This is a genomic window from Microbispora sp. CA-102843 (assembly GCF_050936215.1).
Classification (GTDB): domain Bacteria; phylum Actinomycetota; class Actinomycetes; order Streptosporangiales; family Streptosporangiaceae; genus Microbispora.
Genome location: NZ_JBNJNF010000001.1, coordinates 3,396,951 through 3,421,226, shown reverse-complemented (window position 1 = coordinate 3,421,226; position 24,276 = coordinate 3,396,951). Strand labels below are relative to the sequence as shown.

Below are 24,276 nucleotides of genomic sequence, written 5' to 3'. Positions count from 1 at the left end.
ACTCTGCCCGTCAGTCTCTCGCACCTGGGGAGCACGCAATCACCGCTTCTCACGGAAAATCTCATCCAGGACAGCGGCAAGACGTGGTCCGTCGTGCCGTGCGGATCCGTCAGAGGCGACCACATCGGCCAAAACGACCCGGCCGCCCATCGACCAGGCCGCCTTCTCCAGCGCCCTCGGGTCGGCGACCACTCCGACGTCCGCGACCACCGCGTCGACGACCAGCGAGGGGGCGTGCTCCCTGAGCACCTCCAGGTGCCGTTCGGGCGAGAAGCCGTCGGTCTCCCCCGCCTGCGGCGCGAGGTTGAGGATCACCAGCCGCCTGGCGCTCGTCTCGTGCAGCGCCCGGGCGAGTTCGGGCACCTTGAGGTGCGGCAGCACGCTGGTGAACCAGGAGCCCGGACCGAACACCACCCAGTCGGCCGTCTCGATCGCCTCGATCGCCTGGGGGCAGGCGGGCGGGTCGGACGGCAGCAGCGAGATCGAGCGCACCCGTCCGGGCGTCAGCGCGCAGGCGACCTGCCCGCGCACCGTCGTGATCGTCCCGTCCAGCTCGACCTCCGCCTGGATGTCGAGCGGCACGGAGGCCATGGGCAGCACCCGGCCGTGCGCGCCGAGCAGCCGCCCCACCCATTCCAGGCCCACGACGGGGTCCCCGAGCAGCTCCCAGAGCGCGACGATGAGGAGGTTGCCGACGGCGTGGCCGTGCAGGTCGCCCTCGCTTCTGAAACGGTGCTGGACGACCTCGCTCCAGGTCTTCCCCCACTCGTCGTCGCCGCACAGCGCCGCGAGCGCCATCCGCAGGTCACCGGGCGGCAGAACCCCCAGTTCGCGCCTGAGACGCCCGCTGGAGCCGCCGTCGTCGGCGACCGTCACCACGGCCGTCAGGTCGTCCGTCACGGTCCTGAGGGCCGACAGGGAGGCGTACAGGCCGTGACCGCCGCCGAGCGCGACGACCCTGGGGCCGCTCGCGGCGTTCGCGGGCTGCGGGGGAAGCATCGGTGTGCCGGGGGTGGGGGACTTCCGGGGATGATCGGGGACGGAGGGGTCCGAGGGTTCTTCCGGGGCGGGGTCCTTCATCGTCCTCCTCGCCGCGCCACGAGCACCGCTCTGCGGAGCCGTGGCGCTCATGTCGTGCTGATCGGCTCCGCCCCGGCGCCCGCCGGGGCTCGCCGTACGAGGTTCCGACCGCGGGCCCGCCGGAGGCCCGGGCGGGGGCCGTCACTCGCGGCCCGTGTCCCGGTGGCTGACCTGGACGTCCATGCCGCGCTCTCGCAGGCGGGCGCCGAGCTGCTCGGCCATCGCGACGCTGCGGTGTTTGCCGCCGGTGCAGCCCACGGCGAGGGTGGCGTAACCCTTGCCCTCGCGCGTGTATCCGGCGGCCACGACGCCGAAGACCTCCTCGTATCCGTCGAGGAACTCCTTGGCGCCGGGCTGGCTGAGCACGTAGTCGCGCACGGGCGCGTCGAGCCCGTTCATGGGCCGCAGTTCCGGCACCCAGTGGGGGTTGGGCAGGAACCGGCAGTCCACGACGAGGTCGGCGTCGACCGGCAGGCCGTACTTGTAGCCGAAGGAGACGACGTTGACCTTCAGCCCCGGCCGGTCCTCGCCGCCGAAGAACGACACGATCTTCTTGCGGAGCTCGTGGACGTTCAGCAGGGACGTGTCGATGACGAGGTCGGCGTTGGCGCGGACCTCGCGCAGGATCCCGCGCTCGCGGTCGATCCCGTCGACGAGCCGCCCGTCACCCTGGAGGGGGTGGGGACGCCGGACGTTCTCAAACCTGCGGACCAGTTCCTCGTCGCTGGCCTCCAGGAACACCACCCGGACGCCGACGCCGCGCCCGTCGAGTTCCTCGATCGCCGCGTTGAGGTCGGTGGTGAAGGCGAGGCTGCGCACGTCGACCACGGCCGCGACGCGGTCGGTCGCCATGTTCACCCGGCCCGCCTCCTCGGCGAGCGAGGACAGCAGCCCCGGCGGCAGGTTGTCGATCACGAACCAGCCGAGGTCCTCCAGAGACTTCGCGGCGGTGCTGCGCCCCGCCCCCGACATTCCGGTGATCACCACGAATGCCGGCTCAGTCGTGCTCATCGCCCGCTCACCGCCTTGCCGCCCATGTCAGCTCGCCCAACGTCAGCCCCGTCCGCCGTCCGCGCCGGGATGACCGGCCCACCCGCCGAGGACCGGGCCCGCTCCCCGCGGGAGGGACCCTCTGGTGCCGGAGCATGACACCTCTTCACCTGATCGCGCCACCGCCACGCCGGGCGACTCCGACGGCGCCCTCCCTGCTGCCCTGCCCGGGACGGGACATGCCACGGTGCTCGCGCGAACACGTCACGACCCCTGCCCCGCCGGCGACGGGCTCTCACCGCGCAGCGCCGCGACGATGGCCTCGGCGGTCGCGCGGCCGATGCCGGGGACCTCGCGGATCTCCTCCGCGCTCGCCTCCCGCAGCCGCTTCACCGAGCCGAAGTGACGCAGCAGGGCCTGACGGCGTGCCGGGCCCAGGCCCGGCACGTGGTCGAGCGCGCTCTCCTTGAGCGATTTCGACCTCTTCGTCCGATGGTAGGTGATGGCGAACCTGTGTGCTTCGTCTCGGACGCGCTGTAACAGGTAGAGGCCCTCGCTGCTGCGCGGCAGGATCACCGGCTGGTCGTCGCCGGGCAGCCAGACCTCCTCCAGCCGCTTGGCCAGCCCGCACACCGCGATGTCGTCGATCCCGAGCTCGTCCAGGGCGCGCTGGGCGGCCGCCGCCTGCGCCGGGCCGCCGTCCACCACCACGAGGTTGGGCGGGTAGGCGAACTTGCGGGGACGGCCGGTCTCCGGATCGATCGGCGTCGCCGCGCCGCGCTCCACCTCACCCTGCCCGGCCGCGTCGTACTCGGCCCCGTCGTGTCCTGCCCCGTCGTGTCCTGCCCCGTCGTGCCCTGCCGCGTCGTCCGTCTCCGCGTCCAGCTCGCCCGTCGCTGCCCGCTCCTCCAGGTAGCGCTTGAACCGCCGGCAGATGACCTCGTAGATCGAGGCGACGTCGCCTTCCCCGGTCCTGATGGAGAAGCGGCGGTATTCGCTCTTGCGGACCAGGCCGTCCTCGAAGACCACCATCGAGGCCACGACGTTCTCGCCCTGGATGTGCGACACGTCGTAGCACTCGATCCGCAGCGGCGCCTGGTCGAGGTCGAGGGCGTCGGCGATCTCCTGCAGGGCCCGGCTGCGCGTGGTCAGGTCGCTCGCGCGGCGCAGCTTGTGCTGGGCGAGCGACTCCTTGGCGTTGCGCTCCACGGTCTCCATGAGGCTCTTCTTGTCGCCGCGCTGGGGAACGCGCAGGTCGACGCGGGAACCCCGCTGCTCGCTCAGCAGCTCGATCAGCGCGGCCTCGTCCGGGGGCCGCGCCGGCACGAGGATCTCGCGGGGGATCGTGGCCTCGCCGTACATCTGGAGCAGGAACTGCTCCACCAGCTCGCCGGGGGTGGCCTCCTCGACCTTGTCGACCACCCAGCCGCGCTGCCCGCGGATCCGGCCGCCGCGTACGTAGAAGACCTGGACCGCGGCCTCAAGCGGGTCCTCGGCGAGGGCGATCACGTCGCAGTCGGTGTCGTCGCCGAGCACGACCGTCTGCTTCTCGAGGGCCCGCTGCAGCGCCTGGACGTCGTCGCGCAGCCGCGCGGCCCGCTCGTACTCCTCCACGGCCGCCGCCTCGCGCATCTCGCGCTCCAGCCGCTTGATGAAGCGGCCGGTGTTGCCGCCCATGAAGTCGCAGAAGTCCTCGGCGAGGGCGCGATGCTCCTCGGGGGTGACCCGGCCGACGCAGGGCGCGGAGCACTTGTCGATGTATCCCAGCAGGCAGGGCCGACCGATCTGCCCCGCCCGCTTGAAGACCCCCGCCGAGCACGTCCGCACGGGGAAGACGCGCAGCAGCAGGTCGACGGTCTCCCGGATCGCCCAGGCGTGCGAGTAGGGACCGAAGTAGCGGGTGCCCTTCCGCTTGGCCCCGCGCATCACCTGCACCCGGGGGAAGTCCTCCCCCATCGTCACGGCCAGGTACGGGTACGACTTGTCGTCGCGGTACTTGACGTTGAACCGGGGGTCGAACTCCTTGATCCAGGAGTATTCGAGCTGGAGTGCCTCGACCTCGGTGCCGACCACCGTCCAGTCCACGGACGCCGCGGTCGTCACCATGGTCTGCGTCCGCGGGTGCAGGCCGGCGAAGTCCGCGAAGTACGAGTTGAGCCGCTGCCGCAGGCTCTTCGCCTTGCCCACGTAGATCACCCGGCCGCCCGGGTCGCGGAAGCGATAGACGCCTGGCGACTCAGGAATCGATCCGGGCGCCGGTCGATAGGTTGCCGGATCCGCCACACCCAAAGACTACTGGCCCCCGCCGACATTCCCGCCGTTCCCGGCGGACCCGGTCACGACGAAACGCGAGGGTGGTCCTTTACGATGTAGATCAAATATGGACGCCCAGTGCGGCGAAGACCAGGTCGAGGGCCTGGCCCGGTGAACGTGCCTCGGCCCGGCCCCGGCCCGGCCCGGCCCGGCCCGGACGACGACGGGTCCCCGTGCCCACGAGAACCCACCGTCGGCAGCTCCCGTCAGGCGAGGGTGATGCTCTCGCCGCTCACCGTGATCTGCTTCTCGGCGAGCGGCTTGGTCGCCGGGCCGTTGGTCACCGAGCCGTCCTTGGCGCTGAACTTGCTGCCGTGGCACGGGCAGACGATCTCGTTGTTCGAGACGCTGGCGACCGGGCAGCCCTGGTGGGTGCAGGTCGCGCTGAACGCCTTGAACTGGCCGGCCTCCGGCTGCGTGACGACGACGTCCTGGTCCTTGAAGACCTTGCCGCCGCCCTGGGGGATGTCGGAGGTCTTCGCGAGCTCGCCGCCACCCCCTGCGCCACCCTGTGCCGCCGAAGACTGGGCCGCCGGAGACTGGCCGTCCTGGGACCCGCCCTGGCCCGTCGACGCCGTCGTGTCGTCCCCGTCGGAGGCGCCGCACGCGCTCAGCGCCACGGCCAGCCCGGCGCCTCCGGCACCGAAGATCACAGCCCGGCGTGTCGTATCCGTCATGCTCATCCTTCCCTGATGCGGCGGCCCGGGACGTCCACGGCCCCGGGTCCTTCCCCTGCGCGACGCGTCACCCTGTGTGTCCTCAGGTACGGCCATCACCCCGTGGCCGGTTCAGAGTGACGCGGTCGGAAGAAGAAGAGTAGGGAGAAATAATGAGACGAATACTCATACGCCCAAGATCTTGCGGAGGAAGGCGCCCGTGTGGCTCTCCTCGACCCGGGCGACCACCTCGGGCGTGCCGGCGGCGATGACCCTGCCGCCTCCGGACCCGCCCTCGGGCCCCATGTCGACGATCCAGTCGGCGGTCTTGATGACGTCGAGGTTGTGCTCGATCACGATGACCGTGTTACCGGCGTCCACGAGGCGGTCGAGCACGCCGAGGAGCCGGCGGATGTCCTCGAAGTGCAGGCCGGTGGTCGGCTCGTCCAGCACGTAGACCGTGCGGCCGGTCGAGCGCCGCTGCAGCTCGGAGGCGAGCTTCACCCGCTGCGCCTCGCCGCCGGACAGCGTGGTCGCGGGCTGGCCCAGCCGTACGTAACCGAGACCGACGTCGTTGAGGGTCTTCAGGTGACGGCGGATGGCGGGGATCGCCTCGAAGAACTCCAGCGCCTCCTCGATCGGCATGTCGAGGACCTCGGAGATCGTCTTGCCCTTGTAGTGGACCTCCAGCGTCTCCCGGTTGTACCGGGCGCCGTGGCAGACCTCGCAGGGGACGTAGACGTCCGGCAGGAAGTTCATCTCGATCTTGATGGTGCCGTCGCCGGAGCACGCCTCACAGCGCCCGCCCTTGACGTTGAAGCTGAACCGGCCCTGCAGGTAACCGCGGACCTTCGCCTCGGTCGTGGCCGCGAACAGCTTGCGCACGTGGTCGAAGACGCCCGTGTACGTCGCCGGGTTGGACCTCGGCGTGCGGCCGATCGGCGACTGGTCGACGTGGACGACCTTGTCCACCAGATCGGTGCCGACAACCCGGGAGTGCCGTCCCGGCACGGTCTTGGCGCCGTTCAGCTCCTTGGCCAGCGCGGCGTACAGGATGTCGTTGACCAGCGTCGACTTGCCGGACCCCGAGACGCCGGTGACCGCGGTGAAGACGCCGAGCGGGAACTCGACGTCCACCCCCTTCAGGTTGTGCTCACGGGCGCCCTTCACGACGAGCTGCCGCTTCTTGTCCCGCGGGCGCCGGATCTCCGGCGCGGTGATCGCCTTGCGGCCCGACAGGTATGCCCCGGTCAGCGACTCCTCGCTGGCGAGCAGGTCCTGCACGGTGCCGGACACGACGACCTGGCCGCCGTGCTCGCCCGCGCCGGGGCCGATGTCGACCACCCAGTCGGCGGCGGCGATCGTGTCCTCGTCGTGCTCGACCACGATCAGCGTGTTGCCCATGTCGCGCAGCCGGATCAGCGTCTCCAGCAGGCGCTGGTTGTCCCGCTGGTGCAGGCCGATGGACGGCTCGTCCAGCACGTACAGCACGCCGACCAGGCCGGAGCCGATCTGGGTGGCCAGCCGGATCCGCTGCGCCTCGCCGCCCGCCAGCGTGCCGGCGGCGCGGTCGAGCGTGAGGTAGTCGAGACCGACGTCGAGCAGGAAGCCCAGCCGGGCGTTGATCTCCTTGACCACCCGCTCGGCGATGTGCATGTCCCGCTCGGACAGCCGCAGGCCGGACAGGAACTTGGCGCAGTCGGCGATCGACATGGCCGAGACCTCGGCGATCGAGGCCTCCCCGACGGTCACGGCCAGCGAGACCGGCTTGAGGCGGCGGCCCTTGCAGGCCGGGCAGGGCACCTCGCGCATGAAGCCCTCGAACCGCTCCCGGCTGGCGTCGCTCTCCGACTCGGCGTGCCGGCGCTGGACCCAGGGGATCACGCCCTCGAACTCGGTGTAGTAGGACCGCTGCCTGCCGTACCTGTTGCTGTAGCGGATGTGGACCTGCTCGTCGTGACCGTGCAGGATCGCCTTCTGCGCCTTCTTCGGCAGCCGCTCCCACGGGGTGTCGAGGTCGAAGCCCAGCGCGTTGCCCAGCGCCTCCAGCAGCCGCACGAAGTAGTCGCTGGTGTGGCCGTTCGCCCACGGGCTGATCGCGCCGTCGCCGAGCGTGCGCTCGGGGTCGGGTACGAGGAGGTCGGGGTCGACCTCCATGCGGGTGCCGAGGCCGGTGCACTCGGGGCAGGCGCCGAAGGGCGAGTTGAACGAGAACGACCGCGGCTCCAGCTCCTCGAACGACAGGTCGTCGTAGGGGCAGTAGAGGTGCTCGGAGTAGAAGCGCTCACGGTTGGGGTCGTCGTCGGGAAGGTCGACGAAGTCGAGCGTGATCGTGCCGCCGGACAGCTGCAGCGCGGTCTCCACCGAGTCGGTGAGCCTGCGCCGCGCGCTCTCCTTGACCGACAGCCGGTCGACGATCACCTCGATGTCGTGCTTCTCGTACTTCTTGAGGGTGGGCGGCTCCTCCAGCCGCACGATCGTGCCGTCCACGCGGGCGCGGGCGTAGCCCTTGGTCTGCAGCTCGCGGAACAGCTCGGCGTACTCCCCCTTGCGGCCGCGGATGATCGGGGCGAGGACCTGGAACCGGGTGCCCTCCTCCAGTTCGAGCACGCGGTCCACGATCTGCTGCGGCGTCTGGCGGGCGATCGGGCGTGCGCACTGGGGGCAGTGCGGCTTGCCGATGCGCGCCCACAGCAGACGCAGGTAGTCGTAGACCTCGGTGATCGTGCCGACGGTCGAACGGGGGTTGCGGCTGGTGGACTTCTGGTCGATGGAGACGGCCGGGGAAAGGCCCTCGATGAAGTCCACGTCGGGCTTGTCCATCTGACCCAGGAACTGCCGGGCGTACGCGGACAGGGACTCCACGTACCGCCGCTGTCCCTCGGCGAAGATCGTGTCGAAGGCCAGGCTGGACTTGCCGGAGCCCGAGAGCCCGGTGAAGACGATCAGAGCGTCTCGCGGAAGGTCGAGCGAGACGTCCTTCAGGTTGTGTTCGCGTGCGCCACGCACGATCAGGCGGTCAGCCACGGTGGTCCCGATAGGTCGATGAGGTGAATGGAGGTGCACGGGCAGGCTATCCAGAGCCACCGACAATTTCGGGGGGCATCGTCCGGCGGCCGGAGGGGGCGGCCCCGCGTGCTTCCGTGGGACACGCTCCGTGAACCAGGGTAAGAGCTTCGTCAAACCCGCGCCCGGCATCCGCGCGAAACCCCTGCTCATACAACCTCCCGGGACGCCGTCCTCTTCCCGCGCGGTTACGGGGACGGCTGCTGGGGGCTCCAGGGTCCATGATTCTTTCCATGTCTGTTATCGACGAGATCGAGCGGGAGTTGGCCGAGGCGACCGAGCGCCTGCTGGCGACCGCCGCCCGACTCACCGACGAAGACCTCCGCGCGCCGTCCCTGCTGCCCGGGTGGACGAGGGGGCACGTGCTCACGCACGTCGCCCGCAACGCCGACAGCTACGTCAACCTGCTGGCCTGGGCGCGCACGGGGGTGCCCACCCCGCAGTACGCCTCGGCGCGGGCCCGCGAGGCCGGCATCGAAGCGGGGGCCAGCCGCCCGGCAGGTGAACAGCTCGCCGACCTGCGCGACAGCGCGGAGCGGTTCGCGGCGGCGGTCAGGGAGATGCCCGCCGAGGCGTGGACCGCATCGGTCTCGGGGATGAACCCGCCCGAGCACCCCGCCTGGTACGTCCCGATCCGCCGGCTCAGGGAGGTCGAGGTGCACCACGCCGACCTCGGGGCAGGCTACGGATGGGCCGACTGGCCCGAGACGTACGTGAGACGAGAGCTGTACGACACGATGCTCTGGCTCGGCGACGAGAGCCCGGCCGGCGAGGTCGTCGCCCGCGACGCGGGCACCGGCGAGGTCCTGAGGAGCTGGACCGGCCTCGGCGACGGCCCGGCCGTGGAGGGGACGCCGCGCGAGCTGCTCGCCTGGCTCGCGGGCAGGACCGACGGCGCGGGCCTGCGACTCGCTGCACCGCAGGGGCGCCTCCGGCACGACGCTCCCGATGCTCGTCTCCGGCACGACGCCTCCGATGCGCGCCTCCGGCACGGCGCTCCTGATGCGCACTACCCGCACGACGCGGCCGGGAGGCTGCCGTCCCCGCCGCCCTGGCCGAAGCCGTCCCCGGCGGGACTGCCCGCCGAGCCACCGTCGTCCTGGCCGCCCGCCGGGAACTAGAAAGGAACGATCATGACCTATACCGGAAACGTCGCCAAGGGCGGACCCGCCGACGTGCGCGAGGTCCCCGGGCTGACGATCTCGAAGATCGAGGTCGGCGACTTCGGCAACAACGCCTACCTGCTCCGGTGCGCCGAGACCGGCGACGGGCTGCTGATCGACGCGGCGGCCGAGCCCGACCGGCTGCTCGACCTCGTCGGCGACATGCCGATCAGTTCCATCGTCACCACCCACCGGCACCCCGACCACTGGATGGCCCTGGAGGAGGTCGCCCGGGCCACCGGCGCGCAGACCGTCGCCCACCCTCTCGACGCCCCCGAACTGCCGGTGAAGGTGACCAGGGAGGTCGAGCACGGCGACCGGGTGACGGTCGGCGTGGTGACGCTGGACGTCATCCACCTGCGCGGCCACACCCCCGGCTCGATCGCGCTGCTCTACCAGGACCGCCACCTGTTCACCGGCGACTCCCTGTTCCCCGGCGGCGTCGGCAACACGCAGAAGGACCCGGCGCGGTTCGAGCAGCTGTTCACGGACGTGGTGGAACGGATCTTCGACCGTCTGCCGGACGAGACATGGGTCTACCCCGGCCACGGCAAGGACACCACCCTCGGCGCCGAGCGGCCGCACCTGCCCGAGTGGAAGGCCCGCGGCTGGTGACGCACGCGCGGACGGCCGGCGCCCCGGTTCCGTCGGTCCTGGGCTCGTGAGCCGGGCCGCGTGATCCAGGCATGATCCGGGGCCGTGTGAGCCGGTTCGCGTGATTCGAGGGGCTCCTGCGGGGCAGCGGCTACCGCACGGACCGTCGGAGGAGCCCCCGGATGACCCCCCTCGTGACCCCCCTCGCGAGCGCGGCCGCGTGGAGCGGCCACGACACCCGCCTCATCGTGGCCGCCCTGGCCGGCATCGCGGTGATCGTGCTGCTGATCACCAAGCTGCGGACCCACCCGTTCCTCGCCCTCGCACTCGGCTCTGGCGTGCTCGGCCTGGTGGCCGGCATGGCCCCGGAAAAGCTGATCGACAGCTTCTCCGCCGGGCTCGGCTCCACCGTGGCCGGCGTCGGCGTGCTCATCGCCCTCGGGGCGATGCTGGGCAAGCTGCTGGCCGACTCGGGCGGGGCCGAGGAGATCGTGGACGGCATCCTGCGCCGCAGCGGCGACCGGGCCCTGCCGTGGGCGATGACGCTGATCGCGGTGCTCATCGGACTGCCGATGTTCTTCGAGATCGGGCTGGTCCTGCTGATCCCCGTCATCCTGCTGGTGGCCCGGCGCAGTGGCCGCCCGCTGCTGCTGATCGCGGTCCCCGCCCTGGCGGGCCTGTCCGTCCTGCACGGCCTGGTGCCGCCGCATCCCGGGCCGCTGGTCGCGATCGACACGCTCAAGGCGGACCTCGGGCTCACGCTCGGGCTGGGCCTGCTGGTGGCGATCCCGACCGTGATCGTGTCCGGCCCGCTGTTCGCCAGGTTCGCCGCCCGCTGGGTGCGGCCGGCGCCGCCCGAGCGCCTCGAACGCGAGCAAACCCCCGAACCGGAGGAACGAGAGCACCCCAGGCCGGGGTTCGGCGTCACGGTGGCCACGATCCTGCTGCCGGTCGTGCTGATGCTGGGCCGGGCCGTCGCGGAGATCGTCCTGCCGGAGGGCCACGCGGTGCGCACCGTGTTCGAGGTCCTCGGCACTCCCCTGATCGCCCTGCTCATCGGGGTGATCGTGGCGATGTTCACGCTGGGCCGCGCCGCGGGCTTCGGCCGGGCCCGGATCTCCTCGGCGATCGCCGACTCGCTGCCGCCGATCGCCGGGATCCTGCTCATCGTGGGCGCGGGCGGAGGATTCAAGCAGACCCTGGTCGACTCGGGCGTCGGGAAGGTCATCGGCGAGGCCGCGCAGGGCGCGAACGTGCCCGTGCTCGTGCTCGGCTGGCTGATCGCCGTCGGGATCCGGCTGGCGACCGGTTCCGCCACGGTCGCCACGATCTCCGCCGCCGGGATCGCCGCGCCGCTGGCGGCCGGGCTCTCCCCCGCCCACGTCGCCCTGCTCGTGCTCGCCATCGGCGCCGGATCGCTGTTCTTCTCCCACGTGAACGACGCCGGGTTCTGGCTGGTCAAGGAGTACCTCGGCATGTCCGTCGGCGAGACCGTCAAGAGCTGGTCGATCATGGAGGCGATCGTCTCGGTGGTCTCGTTCTGCTGCGTGCTCCTGCTCGGGCTGCTGCTCTGAGGACCTCCCGGCGGCGTCCGTATAGTGGTCGGCGCAAGCCGTCCTTCCCCTGGAGCCCGGGCACCTTATGGAGATCACTGGAATCGAACTGCGCCGGATCGCGATGCCGCTCGTCGCGCCGTTCCGGACGTCGTTCGGCACCGAGACCACCCGCGACGTCCTGCTGGTGCGGGTGGTGACGCCGGAGGCCGAGGGCTGGGGCGAGTGCGTGGCGATGTCCGAGCCGCTGTACTCCTCCGAGTACGTGGACGCGGCGGCCGACGTGCTGCGCCGTTTCCTGATCCCCGCCCTTCCCCGCGAGTTGGACCCCCAGGCCGTCGGTCCCGCCCTCGCGCCGTTCAAGGGCCACCGGATGGCCAAGGCGGCGCTGGAGGCCGCGGTGCTCGACGCGTCGCTCCGGATCACCGGCGAGTCCTTCGCCCGCTACCTCGGCGCCACCCGCGACCGCGTCCCCTGCGGCGTCTCCGTCGGGATCACGGGCTCGGTGGCCGAACTGCTCGACACCGTCGGGGCGTACGTCGAGGAGGGGTACGTACGGGTCAAGCTGAAGATCGGGCCGGGGTGGGACGTGACGCCGGTCCGCGCGGTCCGCGAGCGGTTCGGGGAGGACCTGCTGCTCCAGGTGGACGCGAACGCGGCCTACACGCTCGCGGACGCCCGTCATCTGGCCCGGCTGGACGACTTCGATCTCCTGCTGATCGAGCAGCCGCTGGCCGACGACGACCTCGTGCAGCACGCCCGGCTCGCCCGTTCGATCCGCACGCCGATCTGCCTGGACGAGTCCATCGAGTCGGCCGCCCACGCGGCGGCGGCGATCAGCCTCGGCGCGTGCTCGGTGATCAACATCAAGCCGGGGCGGGTGGGCGGCTACCTGGAGGCCCGGCGCATCCACGACCTGTGCCGCGCCCACGGCGTCGCGGTGTGGTGCGGCGGCATGCTGGAGACCGGGATCGGACGCGCGGCCAACGTCGCGCTGGCCGCGCTGCCCGGCTTCACGCTCCCGGGCGACACCTCCGCCTCCCGGCGCTACTTCCACACCGACGTGACGCCGCCGTTCGAGCTGGACGGCGGGCACCTCGACGTGCCGGACGGCCCGGGACTGGGCGTGGACCCCGTCCCGGACGTCCTGGACAAGGTCACCACGGCGACGGAGTGGATCCGGCTGTGACGGCCTGAACCGGTCAGGCGTCGCCGAGAGCGGGGTGCGGCCGGGGCTCGCCGGTGGTGAAGACCTTCACGATGCGGTCGGCCGCGAGAGCGGGCTCCTCCGCGCTCTCCACCACGTCGCCCCAGGACCAGCGGTAGAACCAGCCGTCCGACATCGCGACGCAGTCCACGGTCTCCGTGAACAGCGCCGCGTCCGGGTCACGGACCTTCAGCGACGGCGGGTCGGGGCGCAGGGACGCCTCCAACCCCCGGAGCTCAAGCTCCCGGGCCAGTTTGCCGAGAAAGTACGTCCGGGTGTGCTCACGAGGCATGGCGACCAGGGCTCCATTGGACTAGGCGTTTTCTCCACGTGATTGGCCGGGCCCAAGGTGGCGGGCCCCAGCCGACCGGGGCCCTGTTCGTGCGATGACGTCAGCCCGCGTTCTCCGAGCGTCGTTCCCTGCGCTGCTGCTGTTTGAACATGAGAACGCGAAGCGGAATGGCGGACACGATCGCGATCTGCATGGTGGCGCCCACCTTGATGAGCTGGTCGCCGCCCGCGAGACCGGCCGCCCAGATGGTCAGGCAGGCCACGTTGATCAGCATCCAGGCCAGCACGACGGCGGCCAGATTGCCCTTCGGCTTGGGGTATTCGATGCGGCTGACCATGAGCCAGGCCACGGCGAAGATGGCGGCGAGCGTGACGTAGTTCGGCTGGAAGAGCAGCACGATCGACACCACGGTCATCGCGCCCATCGGGATCGGCAGGCCCATGAAGTCGCCGCTGTTGGTCTTCACACAGGCGAAGCGGGCCAGCCGTACGACACCGGCGAGCAGGACGGACCCGGCCGCGCACAGCACCAGCCACAGCGGGAGCTTGCCGGAGAAGCCGGCCCAGATCATCACCATGAACGCGGGCGCGAAGCCGAAGCTGATCACGTCGGCGAGGTTGTCCAGCTCGGCGCCCATCGCGGACGCGCGGAACTTCCTGGCCACCAGACCGTCGAACAGGTCACAGGTCGCGCCGATGAGCAGCAGCACCACGGCCGTGCCGAAGAAGCGCGGGTCGGGGACGAACTTGACGCCGGCCTGCAGGTTGCTGATCGCCGACCAGGCGAGCACGCAGACGGCGAGGAAACCACTGAGGGCGTTGCCGAGCGAGAGGGAGTCGGCGGCCGACAGGCGGAAGGCCTTGCCGACGGGCCCGCGCGGCTCCTCGGCCACCTCCTCCACCGGCCAGGGGGCTTCGGCCCCGAGGTCAGACGTGGTCAAGACGTGTCACCCCCGCGACAGTCCGGGTGCCGACGGTGACCGCCGGCCTGATGCCCTCGGGCAGGTAGACGTCCACCCGGGAGCCGAAACGGATCAGCCCGACCCGCTCGCCCTGGACGACCTTCGCACCTGCGAACAGGTACGGCACGATGCGGCGCGCGACGGCGCCGGCGATCTGCACCATCTCGATGTCCCCGAGCGCGGTGTCGAAATGCCAGACGACACGCTCGTTCTTGTCGCTGTCCTTGTTGAACGCGGGCACGAAGCCGCCGGGCACATGATCGACCGCGGTGACCGTGCCGGCCGCGGGCGCCCGGTTGACGTGCACGTTCAGCGGGCTCATGAAGATCGCGACCCGGGTGCGGCCGTCCGGCCACGGGTCGATGCTCTGCACGACGCCGTCGGCGGGCGAGATGAGCCTGCCCTCGCCGGGCGTGCGCTCGGGATCGCGGAAGAACCACAGCATCCCGCCGGTGAGGGCGGCGAGCGGCGCCGCGGCCAGCGCCCAACGGGGCGACCTGCGGGTGAGAACGGCGGTGACTGCCGCCGCCGCGGCGGTCGGAGCCAGCCACGGGGACACCCCGCGTGCGAGCCTGACTCGGCCCTGGGCACTTCCCGCGAACCCGGATTCAGGGCCGCGGGGCAACGATTCGTTGGACACAGATGACCTTTGTACTCTTCTGGCGACTATGGAGCGGCATGCGAGCTAACGATCGATATTACCGATCCGGCAGTCAATGCGTGGCACAACGAGAACAAGCAAACAGGGTGAGTGCCCGTTTCGCTAGCCCTGCGGGGCTTCCGCCTGAGAAGCCTCCGTCTGAGAGTCGTCCGCCGGAGTGATGGTCCTGTCGTCGCGGCGAGCCTTGATGAGACTGGCGACGGTGGTCACGGCCATGGTCACACCGATGACCGCCAGCGACACCCAGATGGGAATCTGAGGAGCCCAGGAGACCTCGTTCTCGTGAAGTGCTTCGAGAATCAGCTTAACCCCGATGAAACCGAGGATGAACGCCAATCCGTAGCTGATGTAGACCAGCCGCTGCAGCAGACCGCCGAGCAGGAAGTAGAGCTGACGCAGTCCCATCAGGGCGAACGCGTTCGCGGAGAACACGATGAAGGCCGCCTTCGTGAGGCCGAAGATGGCCGGAATCGAATCGAGGGCGAACAGCAGATCCGTGGTGCCGATGGCGATCATCACGATCAGCATGGGCGTCACCATGCGCTTGCCGTCCACCCGCACGGTCACCCGGGAGCCGACGTAGTCGGGGGTGGTCGGGAAGACCCGCCGGGCCCAGCGCAGGAGGATGTTCTCGTTGAACTCCTCGTCCTCCTTGTTGTGGTCCCTGATCAGCGTGTACGCCGTGTAGATGAGGAAGACTCCGAACGCGTAAAGCAGCCAGCCGAAGCGGCTCAGCGCGGCGGCTCCGACGGCGATGAAGATCCCGCGCATGACGAGCGCGAGGACGATGCCGACCAGCAGGACCTTGTGCTGGTAGATCCGGGGCACCCCGAAGCGGGTCATGATGATGTAGAAGACGAACAGGTTGTCGACGCTGAGGCTGTATTCCGTCAGATAGCCCGCGAAGAACTCACCACCGGTCCCGGCACCGGCCCAAACCGTTAACCCGATGCCGAACACCACGGCCAGGCAGACATAGAAACCCACCCAGATGCCGGCCTGCCGCATCGAGAACTCGCGTGGTTCACCACGATCGACGATCCACAGGTCGATGGCCACCACGACGACGAGACCCACGATGACCAGGGCCCACAACCACAGGGGCGCATGTACCACGACTACCTCCGGCGCGCGCTGAACACACTGCCGGAGGTCTCTCCCGCCCGTAGGCGCACGACGGACCGACGGCCCCGGGTGCTTACACCGTGATGACGGGACCGCCGCGAAGGGATACTCCCCCCCAACCCGTCCAGTATATGGATCAGACTTAGCCTCTCCTAATCCTTGCCGGAACCTCGGCGCTCGTCGGCGAGAACACCCGACGGCTCACCAGGTGGAGGGTCCTGTGTCACCGGCGCGAGAGGGTGGTCGTACTGTCCCGCCATCCCGCCGCCGCTACGACGCGAGCCCGTAGGCCCGGAGCACCGCCCGCAGCGCCGCGTCCTCGTCGGGCAGCTCGCGGCCCCGGCGCACGGACGCCTGCGCCAGGCGGGCGGCCAGGGCGGGATCGCCGAGCAGGCGGCCGATCTCCCGGCTCAGCGCGCCGGGGTCCTGCGGCGGCACCAGCAGGGCCGCATCGTCCACCATCCCGGGCACGCCGCCCACCCGGGTCGCGATGATCGGCCTGCCCGCCCGTAGCGCCTCGTGGACGCTCAGCGGCTGCCCTTCCCATCTGCTGGGCACGATCACCGCCGTCGCGACCTGGAGCAGGTCGGCAGGCTCGGCCCAGCCGTACAGGACCACGGGCAGTTCCTCGGCCTCGACGCGGGCCTGAAGCTCCTCGCGCAGCGGTCCGTCGCCCGCGATCACGAAGACCGGATCCCCCTTGTACGGTCCGGCCGCCGCGTCGAGCAGCGTCTCCAGGCCCTTCTGCTGGGCCAGCCGGGCGACCGTGAGCAGGATCGGCCGATCCTGCGCGGCCTGCGGCGCGGCGCCGGACAGCCGGGCGGCGATCTCGGCCCGCACGTCCCCGGCCGAGCGAGTGGGTTCGGCGAGCGGCGGCGCGGGCACCACCGCGAGGTCCACCCCCCGGGCGCCCCTGGCCCGCATGCGCTCCGCGACGTCGGGCGAGATCGCCAGAACGCGGTCCGCACGCCGGGCGACGATCCGTTCCAGCACCCGGTAGACCGCGCCGGTCGCGCCGCCCGCCGTGACCGCGTTGTGCAGGGTGACCACGAGACGCGGCCACCCTCGCGCCCCGATGAGAGCGAGCGCGGCCAGCGCGCCGGCCCGCAGGCCGTGGGCGTGGACGACGTCTGCGCCGCGGGCGAGCCTGCGCAGGCGCAGGGCGGTCCGCAGGTCCTGCGCGGGATGCGGCCGGTCGGCGATCCCGACCTCGGCGAAACCCGCGCCGGTGCCGGTGAAACCGAAGGCGTCCTCGGTGCTGCCGGGACCCGCGACCAGCACGCGGTGCCCCCGCGTGACCAGCCCGCCGGCGAGCATCCGCACGTGCCGCGCCACGCCTCCCACACTCGATCCCAGCACGAGCACGATGCGACTCATGCCCTCTCCTCGCCTCTGGCTCGGAGCTCGGTCGTGCCGGAGGCGCGCAGTTCAGCACCTCGCCGGACGCTGTGCCTATCGATTCGCTCGCTCATACCGTCTCCTCGGCCGGCGGGTCCGCCGGGCTCGCACCTCTCCCGCGTCTCACCCCGGACAGGGCGGCGGTCAGGTCCCCCCGGTCCACGAGCGCGGCGACGAGGACCCCCACGACCACGGCCGTCAGACCGGCCAGAGCAGCCGTCAGGAGGCCGCCCCACGGGCCCTCGCCCGACAGCGGGAGCCGGGCGGCCGCCGCGCCCGCGAGGAAGCCCGCGCCCCCGCCCAGCAGGGCGGCCAGACCGGCCCGCGGAACGCCGTGGACGGCTCGCGTCCCTCGCGCCCGCACGACCGAGGCCAGCAGCAGCCCTGCTCCCACCGTCATGCCGGCCGCCTGGCCGAGTGCGAGCCCGCCCAGGCCCCAGCCGTCCGGCAGCACGAGGACGAACGCCACCTGGGCCACGGCCACGACCAGCCACCCGGCGATCTGTCCCCGGGCCGCCGCCCTGCCCTGTCCCGCGGCGTACAGCACCCGGCTGAGGTGGGCCACCAGGCCATACCCGATGAGCCCCGGCGCGAACAGCGCGATCCCCCGGGCGAACTCCGCCGCGGCGACCTCGGTGTCGGCCTGAGCGAGGAAGACGTGCGCGACCGGGATCGCCACCGCGGCGAGCGCGCCGGCCGCCAGGCCGCAGACCAGCACGACCGCGCGCGTCGTCCGCGCCGCCAGCGCCGCGAAGCCCTCGCCCTCCGCCTGCGCCCGCGCGGCGAGCGCGGGGAACGCGCTGGTCGCGATGGGCACCGCGAGCACGGCGTACGGCACCTGGTAGATCGCCCAGGCGTAGTTGTACGCCGCGAGCGCGCCCCCGCCGACCTGGTGGTTGGCCAGGGGGATGACGATCGCCGTGGCGGCCTGCTGGGCGACCAGCGCGCTCAGCCCGGCCAGGGCCAGCCGCCGCACCTGTGCGCCGACGCCCTCGGGGAAGCGGAGGGTGGGCCGCCACCGCAGGCCGAGCCTCCATGTGGGCCCGATCACGGTGACGACGAGGGCGAGCACACCGAGCGTCGTGCCGGCCGACAGCGCGATCTCCGCCGGGCGGGGCACCGTGGCGGGGTCGCTGTCGCCGCCGCTGAGCGGCCCGAAGGCCAGGTAGGCGACGATGACCACCACGCTCGACACCAGCGGGGCCAGCGCCGGCGCCGAAAAGCGGCGATGGGCCTGCAGCACGCCGTACAGCACCACGGCCATGCCGTACAACGGGATCTGCGGCGCGAAGACGAGCAACATGCGCGCGGCGACGGCGGCGACCTGGCCGGGATCGCAGTCCTTCACGTAGGAGCCGACGAGCAGCCGCGCCGCCGGCCCCGCGACCAGCGCCGTCAGCGCCGCGAGCGGCACCAGCAGCACGAGCACCCAGGTGAACAGCGCGGAGGTGATCCGGCCGACCTCCGCACGCGCCCCACCGTCCGATCTGGCGGCGGCGCCGGCGAGCACCGGGACGACCATCCCGGCGAGCGCGCCGCCCGCCACGACCTCGAAGACGATGTTCGGCACCTGGTTGGCGGTGTAGTAGGCGGTGGCCAGGCAGTTCGTGCCGACCGTGCGCGCGAACGCCAGTTGCTTGGCGAAGCCGGTCACCCGCGCCAGGACCGTGATGACCCCGATGAGGACCGCCGCCCCGGCGATCCCCGCCCCGAGCCGTCTAACCATGCCGCTTATCCATGCCGGTGCCGTACGCCTCCGCGGACGGCCCTGGTCGTCCAGATCACCCGCGCGACCCCGACGTGCCGGGGGTGGTCTGCGGCGCGCGGCGGCCGAGCATGTCCAGGCGGTTGAGCACCCGGTTGCCGGCGATGACCTTGGTGAAGCTGACCTTCTCCGAGGCGGCGGTGAGAGCGGCGACGACACCGAGGGCGGCGATCCGGCCAGGCCTGCCCAGCCGGGCCGTGGCCGCCAGGCCGAGCAGCGCGCCGAGCGCGTTCGCCCCGGCGTCGCCGAGCATCGCCCGCTCGCCCAGGTCCTCGGGCAGCAGCGCCGCCGCCGCGCCCAGCGGGACGGCGGTCAGCGCGGCGGCCTGACGGGAGCGCGGGCCGTACGGCGCGGCGATCGAGGCGGCCAGCAGCGGGACCCCGGCGAGCAGCCCCACCTTGATCGCGCGGCCGGGCCGCAGGTCGAACAGGTTGGCCAGATTGGCGCTGCCGGCGATCAGCGCGCCGTCGACGAGCGTGTCGAGGGAGCGCGCCGCCAGGCCCCCGCCTTGGGCGTGGCGCGGGGCGAGCGCCGCCGCGGCGAGCCCGGTCGCGCCGATGCCGAGGATCTTGACCGCTCCGCTGGTCACCTCACCGCGCGCGAGCGCGGCCAGGTGACCCTTGAACCCCTTCGACGAGGTCGTGCCGAACAGGTCGTCGTACCCGCCGAGGACGCCGCTGCCCGCGCCGGCGAGCACGGCGGCCGCGCGGGCGCGTACGGGGAGGCCGGGGGCGAGGGCGGAGGCGGCCACGGCGCCGGCGGCGAACGCGGGGCCCTCCAGCAGCGTGACCGGCTCACCCCGGTGGTTGACCCGGGTCCAGTACTCGTCGGCGGTCTTCTCGTCGCCGATCGGCGGGCGGCGCCGGAAAGCGGCGAAGGCGGCGCGCGCGGCCGCCGCGCCGAGCGCGGCGCCGACGGCGGCCCCGAGCACCGCGGCGGCGCGGGTGCCGGCCTGGGGACGTCTGGCCACGGCTGTTGCCCTTCTCTACGTGTTCGTCAGGCGTGATGTGCCGACCGACGGCTCAGCCCCGGCTCCCCGCCGGGGTGGGGGTCTGGCTGGGCGCGGTCACCGTGGGCTCGAACGCCGTCGCGCCGCTGCCGATGCCGTACGAGCCCGAACGGCCGGCCAGTTGCTCCCGCAGAGCGTAGACCACCACGACACGGCCCGCGGCGAAATCGATGGTGTCGACCGTCGAGACCGCCGAGGCCACGCCGCCGGTGTCGTGCAGCGCCGCGATGACGCCGCCGTTGGCGGAGGTGGTGACGGTGCCTGCCAGGACGGTGCCGAGAGCGCCGCCGTCGAGGCCGGCCGCGACCGCGACGATCGCGTTCGTCTGCTGGTCGGCGTCCTCCCCCTCGTACGGCTGGGCGGGCGCGAGCACGATGGCCATCGTGGCCCGCTGCTCGGGGTCGCCGTTCAGGGTCAGGAAGTCGCCCGCCTGAAACGCCTCCAGCACGCCGGTGGCCGCGGGGTTGGCCCGGCCCGCCTGCGCGCGGTCGTTGGTCACGATCGCGCCGGCGAGCATCGCGGCGGCCTTGTCGTACGGCGTGGCCCCGTCGGGGAAGGCGGTGCCGGCCGGGGCGAGGTTGGTGGCCAGCCCGTCCACCACGCTCGCCTGCTCGGCCTCGACGAACTTCTCCGTCAGGCTGACCCTGCCGGTGTAGGCGGCGCCCGCGCTCGTGATGAGCTTCTCGATCGGGTCGCGCAGGGCGGCCGACGCACCGGGAGCCTCGACGAGCACGACGCGCTCCCCCGCGAGCTGGCCGCGCACGAGGTCGGGCAGGTGGGTGGTGACCAGCGAGTCGCCGCCCTCCTCGCGCGTCTGCAGCTCCGAGATCTGCCTCAGGTACTTCTCGTTGGCCTGCCGCAGTGACGCGGTCATCTCCTCGGCCGACTTGAAGAACGTGGGTTCGAGCACGGTGCTGCCCAGCACGATGCCGACCGTGAGCGCGAGGAAGATCGCCACGATCGAGACGAGGTGATAACGGAAATCGATCACGAGAAAAGTCCGACCAGCCAGAAGATGAAGCCGTTCCAGGCCACGCGCAGGCCGTTCAGCCACACCTGGCCGATCGGCGATACCGAAAGCACCACACCGATCGTGACCAGCGTGGTGGCCACGAGCAGCAACAGGGAGGGCGTGGAGATCCGGCTGCGGTAGAGCCTGCTCACGCCCTTGGCGTCCACGAGCTTGCTGCCCACCCGCAGGCGGGTGAGGAACGTGCTCGCCGCGCCCGACCTGCCCTTGTCCAGGAACTCGTCGAGCGTCCAGTGGGTGCCGACCGCGACGATCAATGTGGCGCCCTTGTCGTCTGCCAGGAGCATCGCGATGTCCTCGCTCGTCCCGGTCGCGGGGAACACGACCGCCTCCTGGCCCAGCTTGTGCACCCGCTCAAGCCCCGGCGCCCGCCCGTCGCGGTAGGCGTGGACGACCAGTTCCGCGCCGCAGCACACCGCCTTCTCCGAGACGGAGTCGAAGTCGCCCACGATGATGTCGGGCACGTACCCGGCATCGAGCAGCGCGTCCGCCCCGCCGTCCACGCCGATGAGCACCGGGCGGTACTCCCGGATGTACGGCCGCAGCGTGGCGATGTCCTCCTTGTAGTGGTAACCCCGCACCACGATGAGGGCGTGGCGGGCCTCCAGGGAGGTGCGGATGTCGGGCACGCCGACCCCGTCGATCAGGAGGTCGCGCTCACGCCGGACGTACTCCATCGTGTTCGCGGCGAAGGCCTCGATCTGGACGGCGAGGCCCGCGCGGGCCTCGGTCATGGCCGCCTCGACGCTCTCGGCGGTCTGCGGCTGCCCCTTGCCGACCAGTTCCTCGTCGAGGTAGACCATGCCCTCGTGGACGCGGATCACGTCGCCGTCGGCGATCCGCTCGAACAGTTCCGGCGACGCGTTGTCGATCAGAGGGATGCCCGCGTCGATCAGGATCTGCGGCCCGAGGTTGGGGTAACGGCCGCTGATGCTCGCGGCGACGTTGACCACGGCCGCCACGCCGCACGCGACGAGAGCCTCCCCGCTGACCCGGTCGATGTCGACGTGATCGATAATCGCGATTTCCCCGGCCTTGAGGCGCTTGGTCAGCCTCTTCGTCCGCCTGTCGATTCTCGCCACTGCCGTCACCCCGGGAAGGCCGTCGGCCTTCCTGCGGCGGAGGCCCGGAACATTCAAGCTCGGGACCTTCATCATGACCATCCTGCCAGAGGCGGCGACCGCCATGCTTCCACACCCCACGGCTCGTCTGAATTGTCACTGCAAGTCAGGGATGTTGCCGAGGTGCGCCGACCGGGGGCGGCCGAGTCAACGCACACCTTCCGCGACGCCGTCCGCCCCCCGTTCCTCCGCCCCCTCGTTGCCGGGGCTTGACTGCTTCCCGGCGCGCCCTGTTCCAAACGTCACCCCCGCGCGCCCCGCCGAGTGTACGCGCGTCGGCGGGCCCGCACGGCCTTCAGCCGGTCGGCGGACCGACGCCTCAGCCGGTGGCCGACGCCTTAGCCGATAGCCGGAGCCTCAGGCGGTGGCCGGAGCCTTCAGCCGGCGGCGCGGCGGCCCGGGCGCTTGGCCGCGCCCGAGGACGCCTTCTCCCAGGCGGCCTTGTCGGCGGCGGCGATGGACAGCAGTTCGGCGGCGTGCGCCCGGCCGAGCTCGGAGTCCTCCAGGCCGGCGAGCATCCGCGACAGCTCCCGCTCCCGGCCCTCCTGGTCGAGCGTCACGACGCCGCTGCGGACCACCCTGCCGTCGCTCGCCTTCTCGACCACGAGGTGCTGGTCGGCGAAGGCCGCCACCTGTGGCAGGTGGGTGACCACGATGACCTGCGCCGTCCTGGCGAGCTTGGCCAGCCGCCTGCCGATCTCCACGGCCGCCTTGCCGCCCACACCCGCGTCGACCTCGTCGAACACGAACGTCGGAACGGGGTCGGCACCGGCGAAGACCACCTCGATGGCGAGCATCACCCGGCTCAGCTCGCCGCCGGAGGCGCCCTTGGTCAGCGGCAGCGGCGGCGCGCCGGGATGGGATGCCAGCCGGAGCTCGACCTCGTCCACGCCGTGCGGGCCGAAGCCGTCGGTGGCGGTGATCGCCACGCTCACCCGGGCGTGCGGCATGGCGAGCGCGGTCAGCTCCTCGGTCACCGCCTGGCCGAACCGCTCGGCCGCGGCGGTGCGGATGGCCGTCAGCTCGGCGGCCAGCTCACCCAGCCGCTCGGTGAGCTCTCTGTGCTCCCGCGTCAGCTCATCGATGCGCTCGTCGTCGCCTTCGAGCTCCGTCAGCCTCTCGGCGGCCCGCTGCGCCCACGCGAGCACGGCCGTGACGTCCTCGCCGTACTTGCGCATGAGCCCGTTCAGCGCCGCTCTGCGCTCCTGCACCGCGGCGAGCCGCGCCGGGTCGGCCTCGACCGACTCGGCGTACGCGGCCAGCTCGGTCGCCACGTCGGAGACCAGATAGCCGGCTTCGGCCAGGCGGTCGGCGAGCCCGGCGAGCGCGGGATCGAAGTCGCGTACGGACTCCACGGCCGTCTTCGCGTGACCGAGCAGCGACACGGCGTCCTGCACGTCCTGCGCGCCCGACATCGGATCCCCGAGCAGCGCGGCGTGCGCGGTCGTGGCGGCGGTGCGCAACGCGTCGGCATGGGAGAGCCGCTCGGCCTCCTCCTTCAGCTCGGCGTCCTCCCCCGGCCTGGGCTCGACCTTCTCGATCTCCTCGAGGCCGAACCGCAGCACGTCGGCCTCCTGCGCCCGTTCCCTGGCCTTGACGGTCAGCTCGTGGAGCAGCTCCCCCACCTGCTTGTGCCGCTTGTAGGCCTGCTCGTAGGCCCGCAGGGGTTTGACCAGCTCGTCGCCGGCGTAACGGTCGAGCGCCGCGCGCTGCCTGCCGGGCTGCAGCAGCCGCTGCTGGTCCATCTGCCCGTGCACGGCCACGAGGTCGTCGGCGATGTACGTCAACGTGCCCACCGGCACGGCACGACCGCCCAGCCACGCGCGGGAGCGGCCCTCCGCGGAGACCGAGCGGGAGATGATGAGCTGCCCGTCCTCGACCTCGCCGCCGACGTCGGCGACCTGCTGGGCCACGCGGCCCCCGGGCTCGATCACGAGCGTGCCCTCGATCAGCGCCTTGTCGGCGCCCGGCCGGACCCTGGCCGGGTCGGCCCGCCCCCCGAACAGCAGTCCGAGACCGGTGACGACCATCGTCTTGCCGGCCCCCGTCTCACCCGTGACGACGGTGAATCCCGGCGACAGCTCCAGTACGGCCTCGTCGATCACGCCGAGCCCCTGGATGCGGACCTCCTCGACCCGTGGCCGCACTGGTCCCTCCCGTTTTGCCGACCGAACTCGCCAGAGATCCTACGCGTAACTCGTCAAGATTTTCGAGGACAGCGTGTCCGGTCCGCGACCCGAACGAGAATCTGTGGACGCGAAAGCCCTGCTCATCGGGCATATCATCACCAAC

The 24,276-nt window shown here is 71.7% G+C and carries 19 protein-coding genes; 4 read left to right on the top strand and 15 right to left on the bottom strand.

The annotated features are described in order from the left end of the window. Positions 1–39 precede the first annotated feature (39 nt). The 5 genes from ACQEVJ_RS16075 to uvrA form a co-directional block, all read right to left on the bottom strand. Positions 40–999 carry a gluconeogenesis factor YvcK family protein gene (locus tag ACQEVJ_RS16075; protein ID WP_433112778.1) on the bottom strand — a complete coding sequence of 320 codons (960 nt, stop codon included), beginning with the start codon at positions 997–999 and terminating at the stop codon, positions 40–42. A gap of 222 nt (positions 1,000–1,221) precedes the next feature. Then, positions 1,222–2,091 (bottom strand): RNase adapter RapZ, encoded by an 870-nt coding sequence (rapZ, locus tag ACQEVJ_RS16070; RefSeq protein WP_433101648.1) that lies wholly within the window; start codon positions 2,089–2,091, stop codon positions 1,222–1,224. Between the two features lie 243 nt (positions 2,092–2,334). Beyond that, on the bottom strand, positions 2,335–4,353 hold the full coding sequence (uvrC, locus tag ACQEVJ_RS16065; protein ID WP_433101646.1) for an excinuclease ABC subunit UvrC: 2,019 nt from the start codon (positions 4,351–4,353) through the stop codon (positions 2,335–2,337). 236 nt (positions 4,354–4,589) lie between these two features. Next, positions 4,590–5,060: a Rieske (2Fe-2S) protein gene (locus ACQEVJ_RS16060; RefSeq protein WP_433101644.1), complete on the bottom strand. Its 471-nt coding sequence runs from the start codon at positions 5,058–5,060 to the stop codon at positions 4,590–4,592. Positions 5,061–5,225: 165 nt separating this feature from the next. Continuing rightward, positions 5,226–8,066: an excinuclease ABC subunit UvrA gene (gene uvrA / locus ACQEVJ_RS16055; protein WP_433101642.1), complete on the bottom strand. Its 2,841-nt coding sequence runs from the start codon at positions 8,064–8,066 to the stop codon at positions 5,226–5,228. 272 nt (positions 8,067–8,338) lie between these two features. Here uvrA and ACQEVJ_RS16050 point away from each other — a divergent pair, with 272 nt between their 5' ends. From ACQEVJ_RS16050 to menC, 4 genes are all read left to right on the top strand, one after another. Beyond that, entirely contained in the window at positions 8,339–9,226 is an 888-nt protein-coding gene (locus ACQEVJ_RS16050; protein ID WP_433101640.1) for a maleylpyruvate isomerase N-terminal domain-containing protein, read from the top strand. Positions 9,227–9,238: 12 nt separating this feature from the next. Beyond that, on the top strand, positions 9,239–9,883 hold the full coding sequence (locus ACQEVJ_RS16045) for an MBL fold metallo-hydrolase (RefSeq protein WP_433101638.1): 645 nt from the start codon (positions 9,239–9,241) through the stop codon (positions 9,881–9,883). 161 nt (positions 9,884–10,044) lie between these two features. Then, a complete protein-coding gene (locus tag ACQEVJ_RS16040; RefSeq protein ID WP_433101636.1) occupies positions 10,045–11,436 on the top strand; it encodes a gluconate:H+ symporter in 1,392 nt (463 codons plus the stop codon). Between the two features lie 67 nt (positions 11,437–11,503). Then, positions 11,504–12,604 carry an o-succinylbenzoate synthase gene (gene menC, locus ACQEVJ_RS16035; protein ID WP_433101634.1) on the top strand — a complete coding sequence of 367 codons (1,101 nt, stop codon included), beginning with the start codon at positions 11,504–11,506 and terminating at the stop codon, positions 12,602–12,604. Between the two features lie 13 nt (positions 12,605–12,617). On the opposite strand, the gene ACQEVJ_RS16030 is transcribed toward menC, so the two are convergent. From ACQEVJ_RS16030 to recN, 10 genes are all read right to left on the bottom strand, one after another. After that, positions 12,618–12,914, bottom strand: a complete 297-nt coding sequence (locus ACQEVJ_RS16030) for a hypothetical protein (RefSeq protein ID WP_030507339.1) — start codon at positions 12,912–12,914, stop codon at positions 12,618–12,620. A gap of 100 nt (positions 12,915–13,014) precedes the next feature. Beyond that, positions 13,015–13,854, bottom strand: coding sequence for a CDP-diacylglycerol--serine O-phosphatidyltransferase (gene pssA / locus ACQEVJ_RS16025; protein WP_433101632.1), 840 nt, complete (start codon positions 13,852–13,854; stop codon positions 13,015–13,017). Then, positions 13,841–14,500 (bottom strand): phosphatidylserine decarboxylase, encoded by a 660-nt coding sequence (locus ACQEVJ_RS16020; RefSeq protein WP_433112775.1) that lies wholly within the window; start codon positions 14,498–14,500, stop codon positions 13,841–13,843. Before ACQEVJ_RS16020 ends, pssA begins: the two co-directional genes overlap by 14 nt. A 138-nt stretch (positions 14,501–14,638) precedes the next feature. Next, positions 14,639–15,652 carry a TerC family protein gene (locus ACQEVJ_RS16015; RefSeq protein ID WP_433101630.1) on the bottom strand — a complete coding sequence of 338 codons (1,014 nt, stop codon included), beginning with the start codon at positions 15,650–15,652 and terminating at the stop codon, positions 14,639–14,641. A gap of 279 nt (positions 15,653–15,931) precedes the next feature. After that, positions 15,932–17,038 (bottom strand): glycosyltransferase family 4 protein, encoded by a 1,107-nt coding sequence (locus ACQEVJ_RS16010; RefSeq protein WP_433101628.1) that lies wholly within the window; start codon positions 17,036–17,038, stop codon positions 15,932–15,934. Between the two features lie 91 nt (positions 17,039–17,129). Next, a complete protein-coding gene (gene murJ, locus ACQEVJ_RS16005) occupies positions 17,130–18,785 on the bottom strand; it encodes a murein biosynthesis integral membrane protein MurJ (RefSeq protein WP_433101626.1) in 1,656 nt (551 codons plus the stop codon). 55 nt (positions 18,786–18,840) lie between these two features. Next, entirely contained in the window at positions 18,841–19,794 is a 954-nt protein-coding gene (locus tag ACQEVJ_RS16000; protein ID WP_433101624.1) for a hypothetical protein, read from the bottom strand. 52 nt (positions 19,795–19,846) lie between these two features. Beyond that, positions 19,847–20,824: a copper transporter gene (locus ACQEVJ_RS15995; protein ID WP_433101622.1), complete on the bottom strand. Its 978-nt coding sequence runs from the start codon at positions 20,822–20,824 to the stop codon at positions 19,847–19,849. Beyond that, positions 20,821–22,017, bottom strand: coding sequence for a putative cytokinetic ring protein SteA (gene steA / locus ACQEVJ_RS15990; protein WP_433112772.1), 1,197 nt, complete (start codon positions 22,015–22,017; stop codon positions 20,821–20,823). Before steA ends, ACQEVJ_RS15995 begins: the two co-directional genes overlap by 4 nt. Positions 22,018–22,361: 344 nt before the next feature. Next, on the bottom strand, positions 22,362–24,131 hold the full coding sequence (gene recN, locus ACQEVJ_RS15985) for a DNA repair protein RecN (RefSeq protein WP_433101620.1): 1,770 nt from the start codon (positions 24,129–24,131) through the stop codon (positions 22,362–22,364). Positions 24,132–24,276: the final 145 nt, after the last annotated feature.

Bases quoted from the DNA above. Each gene is read 5' to 3' on its own strand.
- ACQEVJ_RS16075 (WP_433112778.1), bottom strand. From the start codon at position 999: ATGCTTCCCCCGCAGCCCGCGAACGCCGCGAGCGGCCCCAGGGTCGTC.
- rapZ (WP_433101648.1), bottom strand. From the start codon at position 2,091: ATGAGCACGACTGAGCCGGCATTCGTGGTGATCACCGGAATGTCGGGG.
- ACQEVJ_RS16060 (WP_433101644.1), bottom strand. From the start codon at position 5,060: ATGACGGATACGACACGCCGGGCTGTGATCTTCGGTGCCGGAGGCGCC.
- ACQEVJ_RS16050 (WP_433101640.1), top strand. From the start codon at position 8,339: ATGTCTGTTATCGACGAGATCGAGCGGGAGTTGGCCGAGGCGACCGAG.
- ACQEVJ_RS16045 (WP_433101638.1), top strand. From the start codon at position 9,239: ATGACCTATACCGGAAACGTCGCCAAGGGCGGACCCGCCGACGTGCGC.
- ACQEVJ_RS16040 (WP_433101636.1), top strand. From the start codon at position 10,045: ATGACCCCCCTCGTGACCCCCCTCGCGAGCGCGGCCGCGTGGAGCGGC.
- menC (WP_433101634.1), top strand. From the start codon at position 11,504: ATGGAGATCACTGGAATCGAACTGCGCCGGATCGCGATGCCGCTCGTC.
- ACQEVJ_RS16030 (WP_030507339.1), bottom strand. From the start codon at position 12,914: ATGCCTCGTGAGCACACCCGGACGTACTTTCTCGGCAAACTGGCCCGG.
- ACQEVJ_RS16010 (WP_433101628.1), bottom strand. From the start codon at position 17,038: ATGAGTCGCATCGTGCTCGTGCTGGGATCGAGTGTGGGAGGCGTGGCG.
- murJ (WP_433101626.1), bottom strand. From the start codon at position 18,785: ATGGTTAGACGGCTCGGGGCGGGGATCGCCGGGGCGGCGGTCCTCATC.
- steA (WP_433112772.1), bottom strand. From the start codon at position 22,017: ATGAAGGTCCCGAGCTTGAATGTTCCGGGCCTCCGCCGCAGGAAGGCC.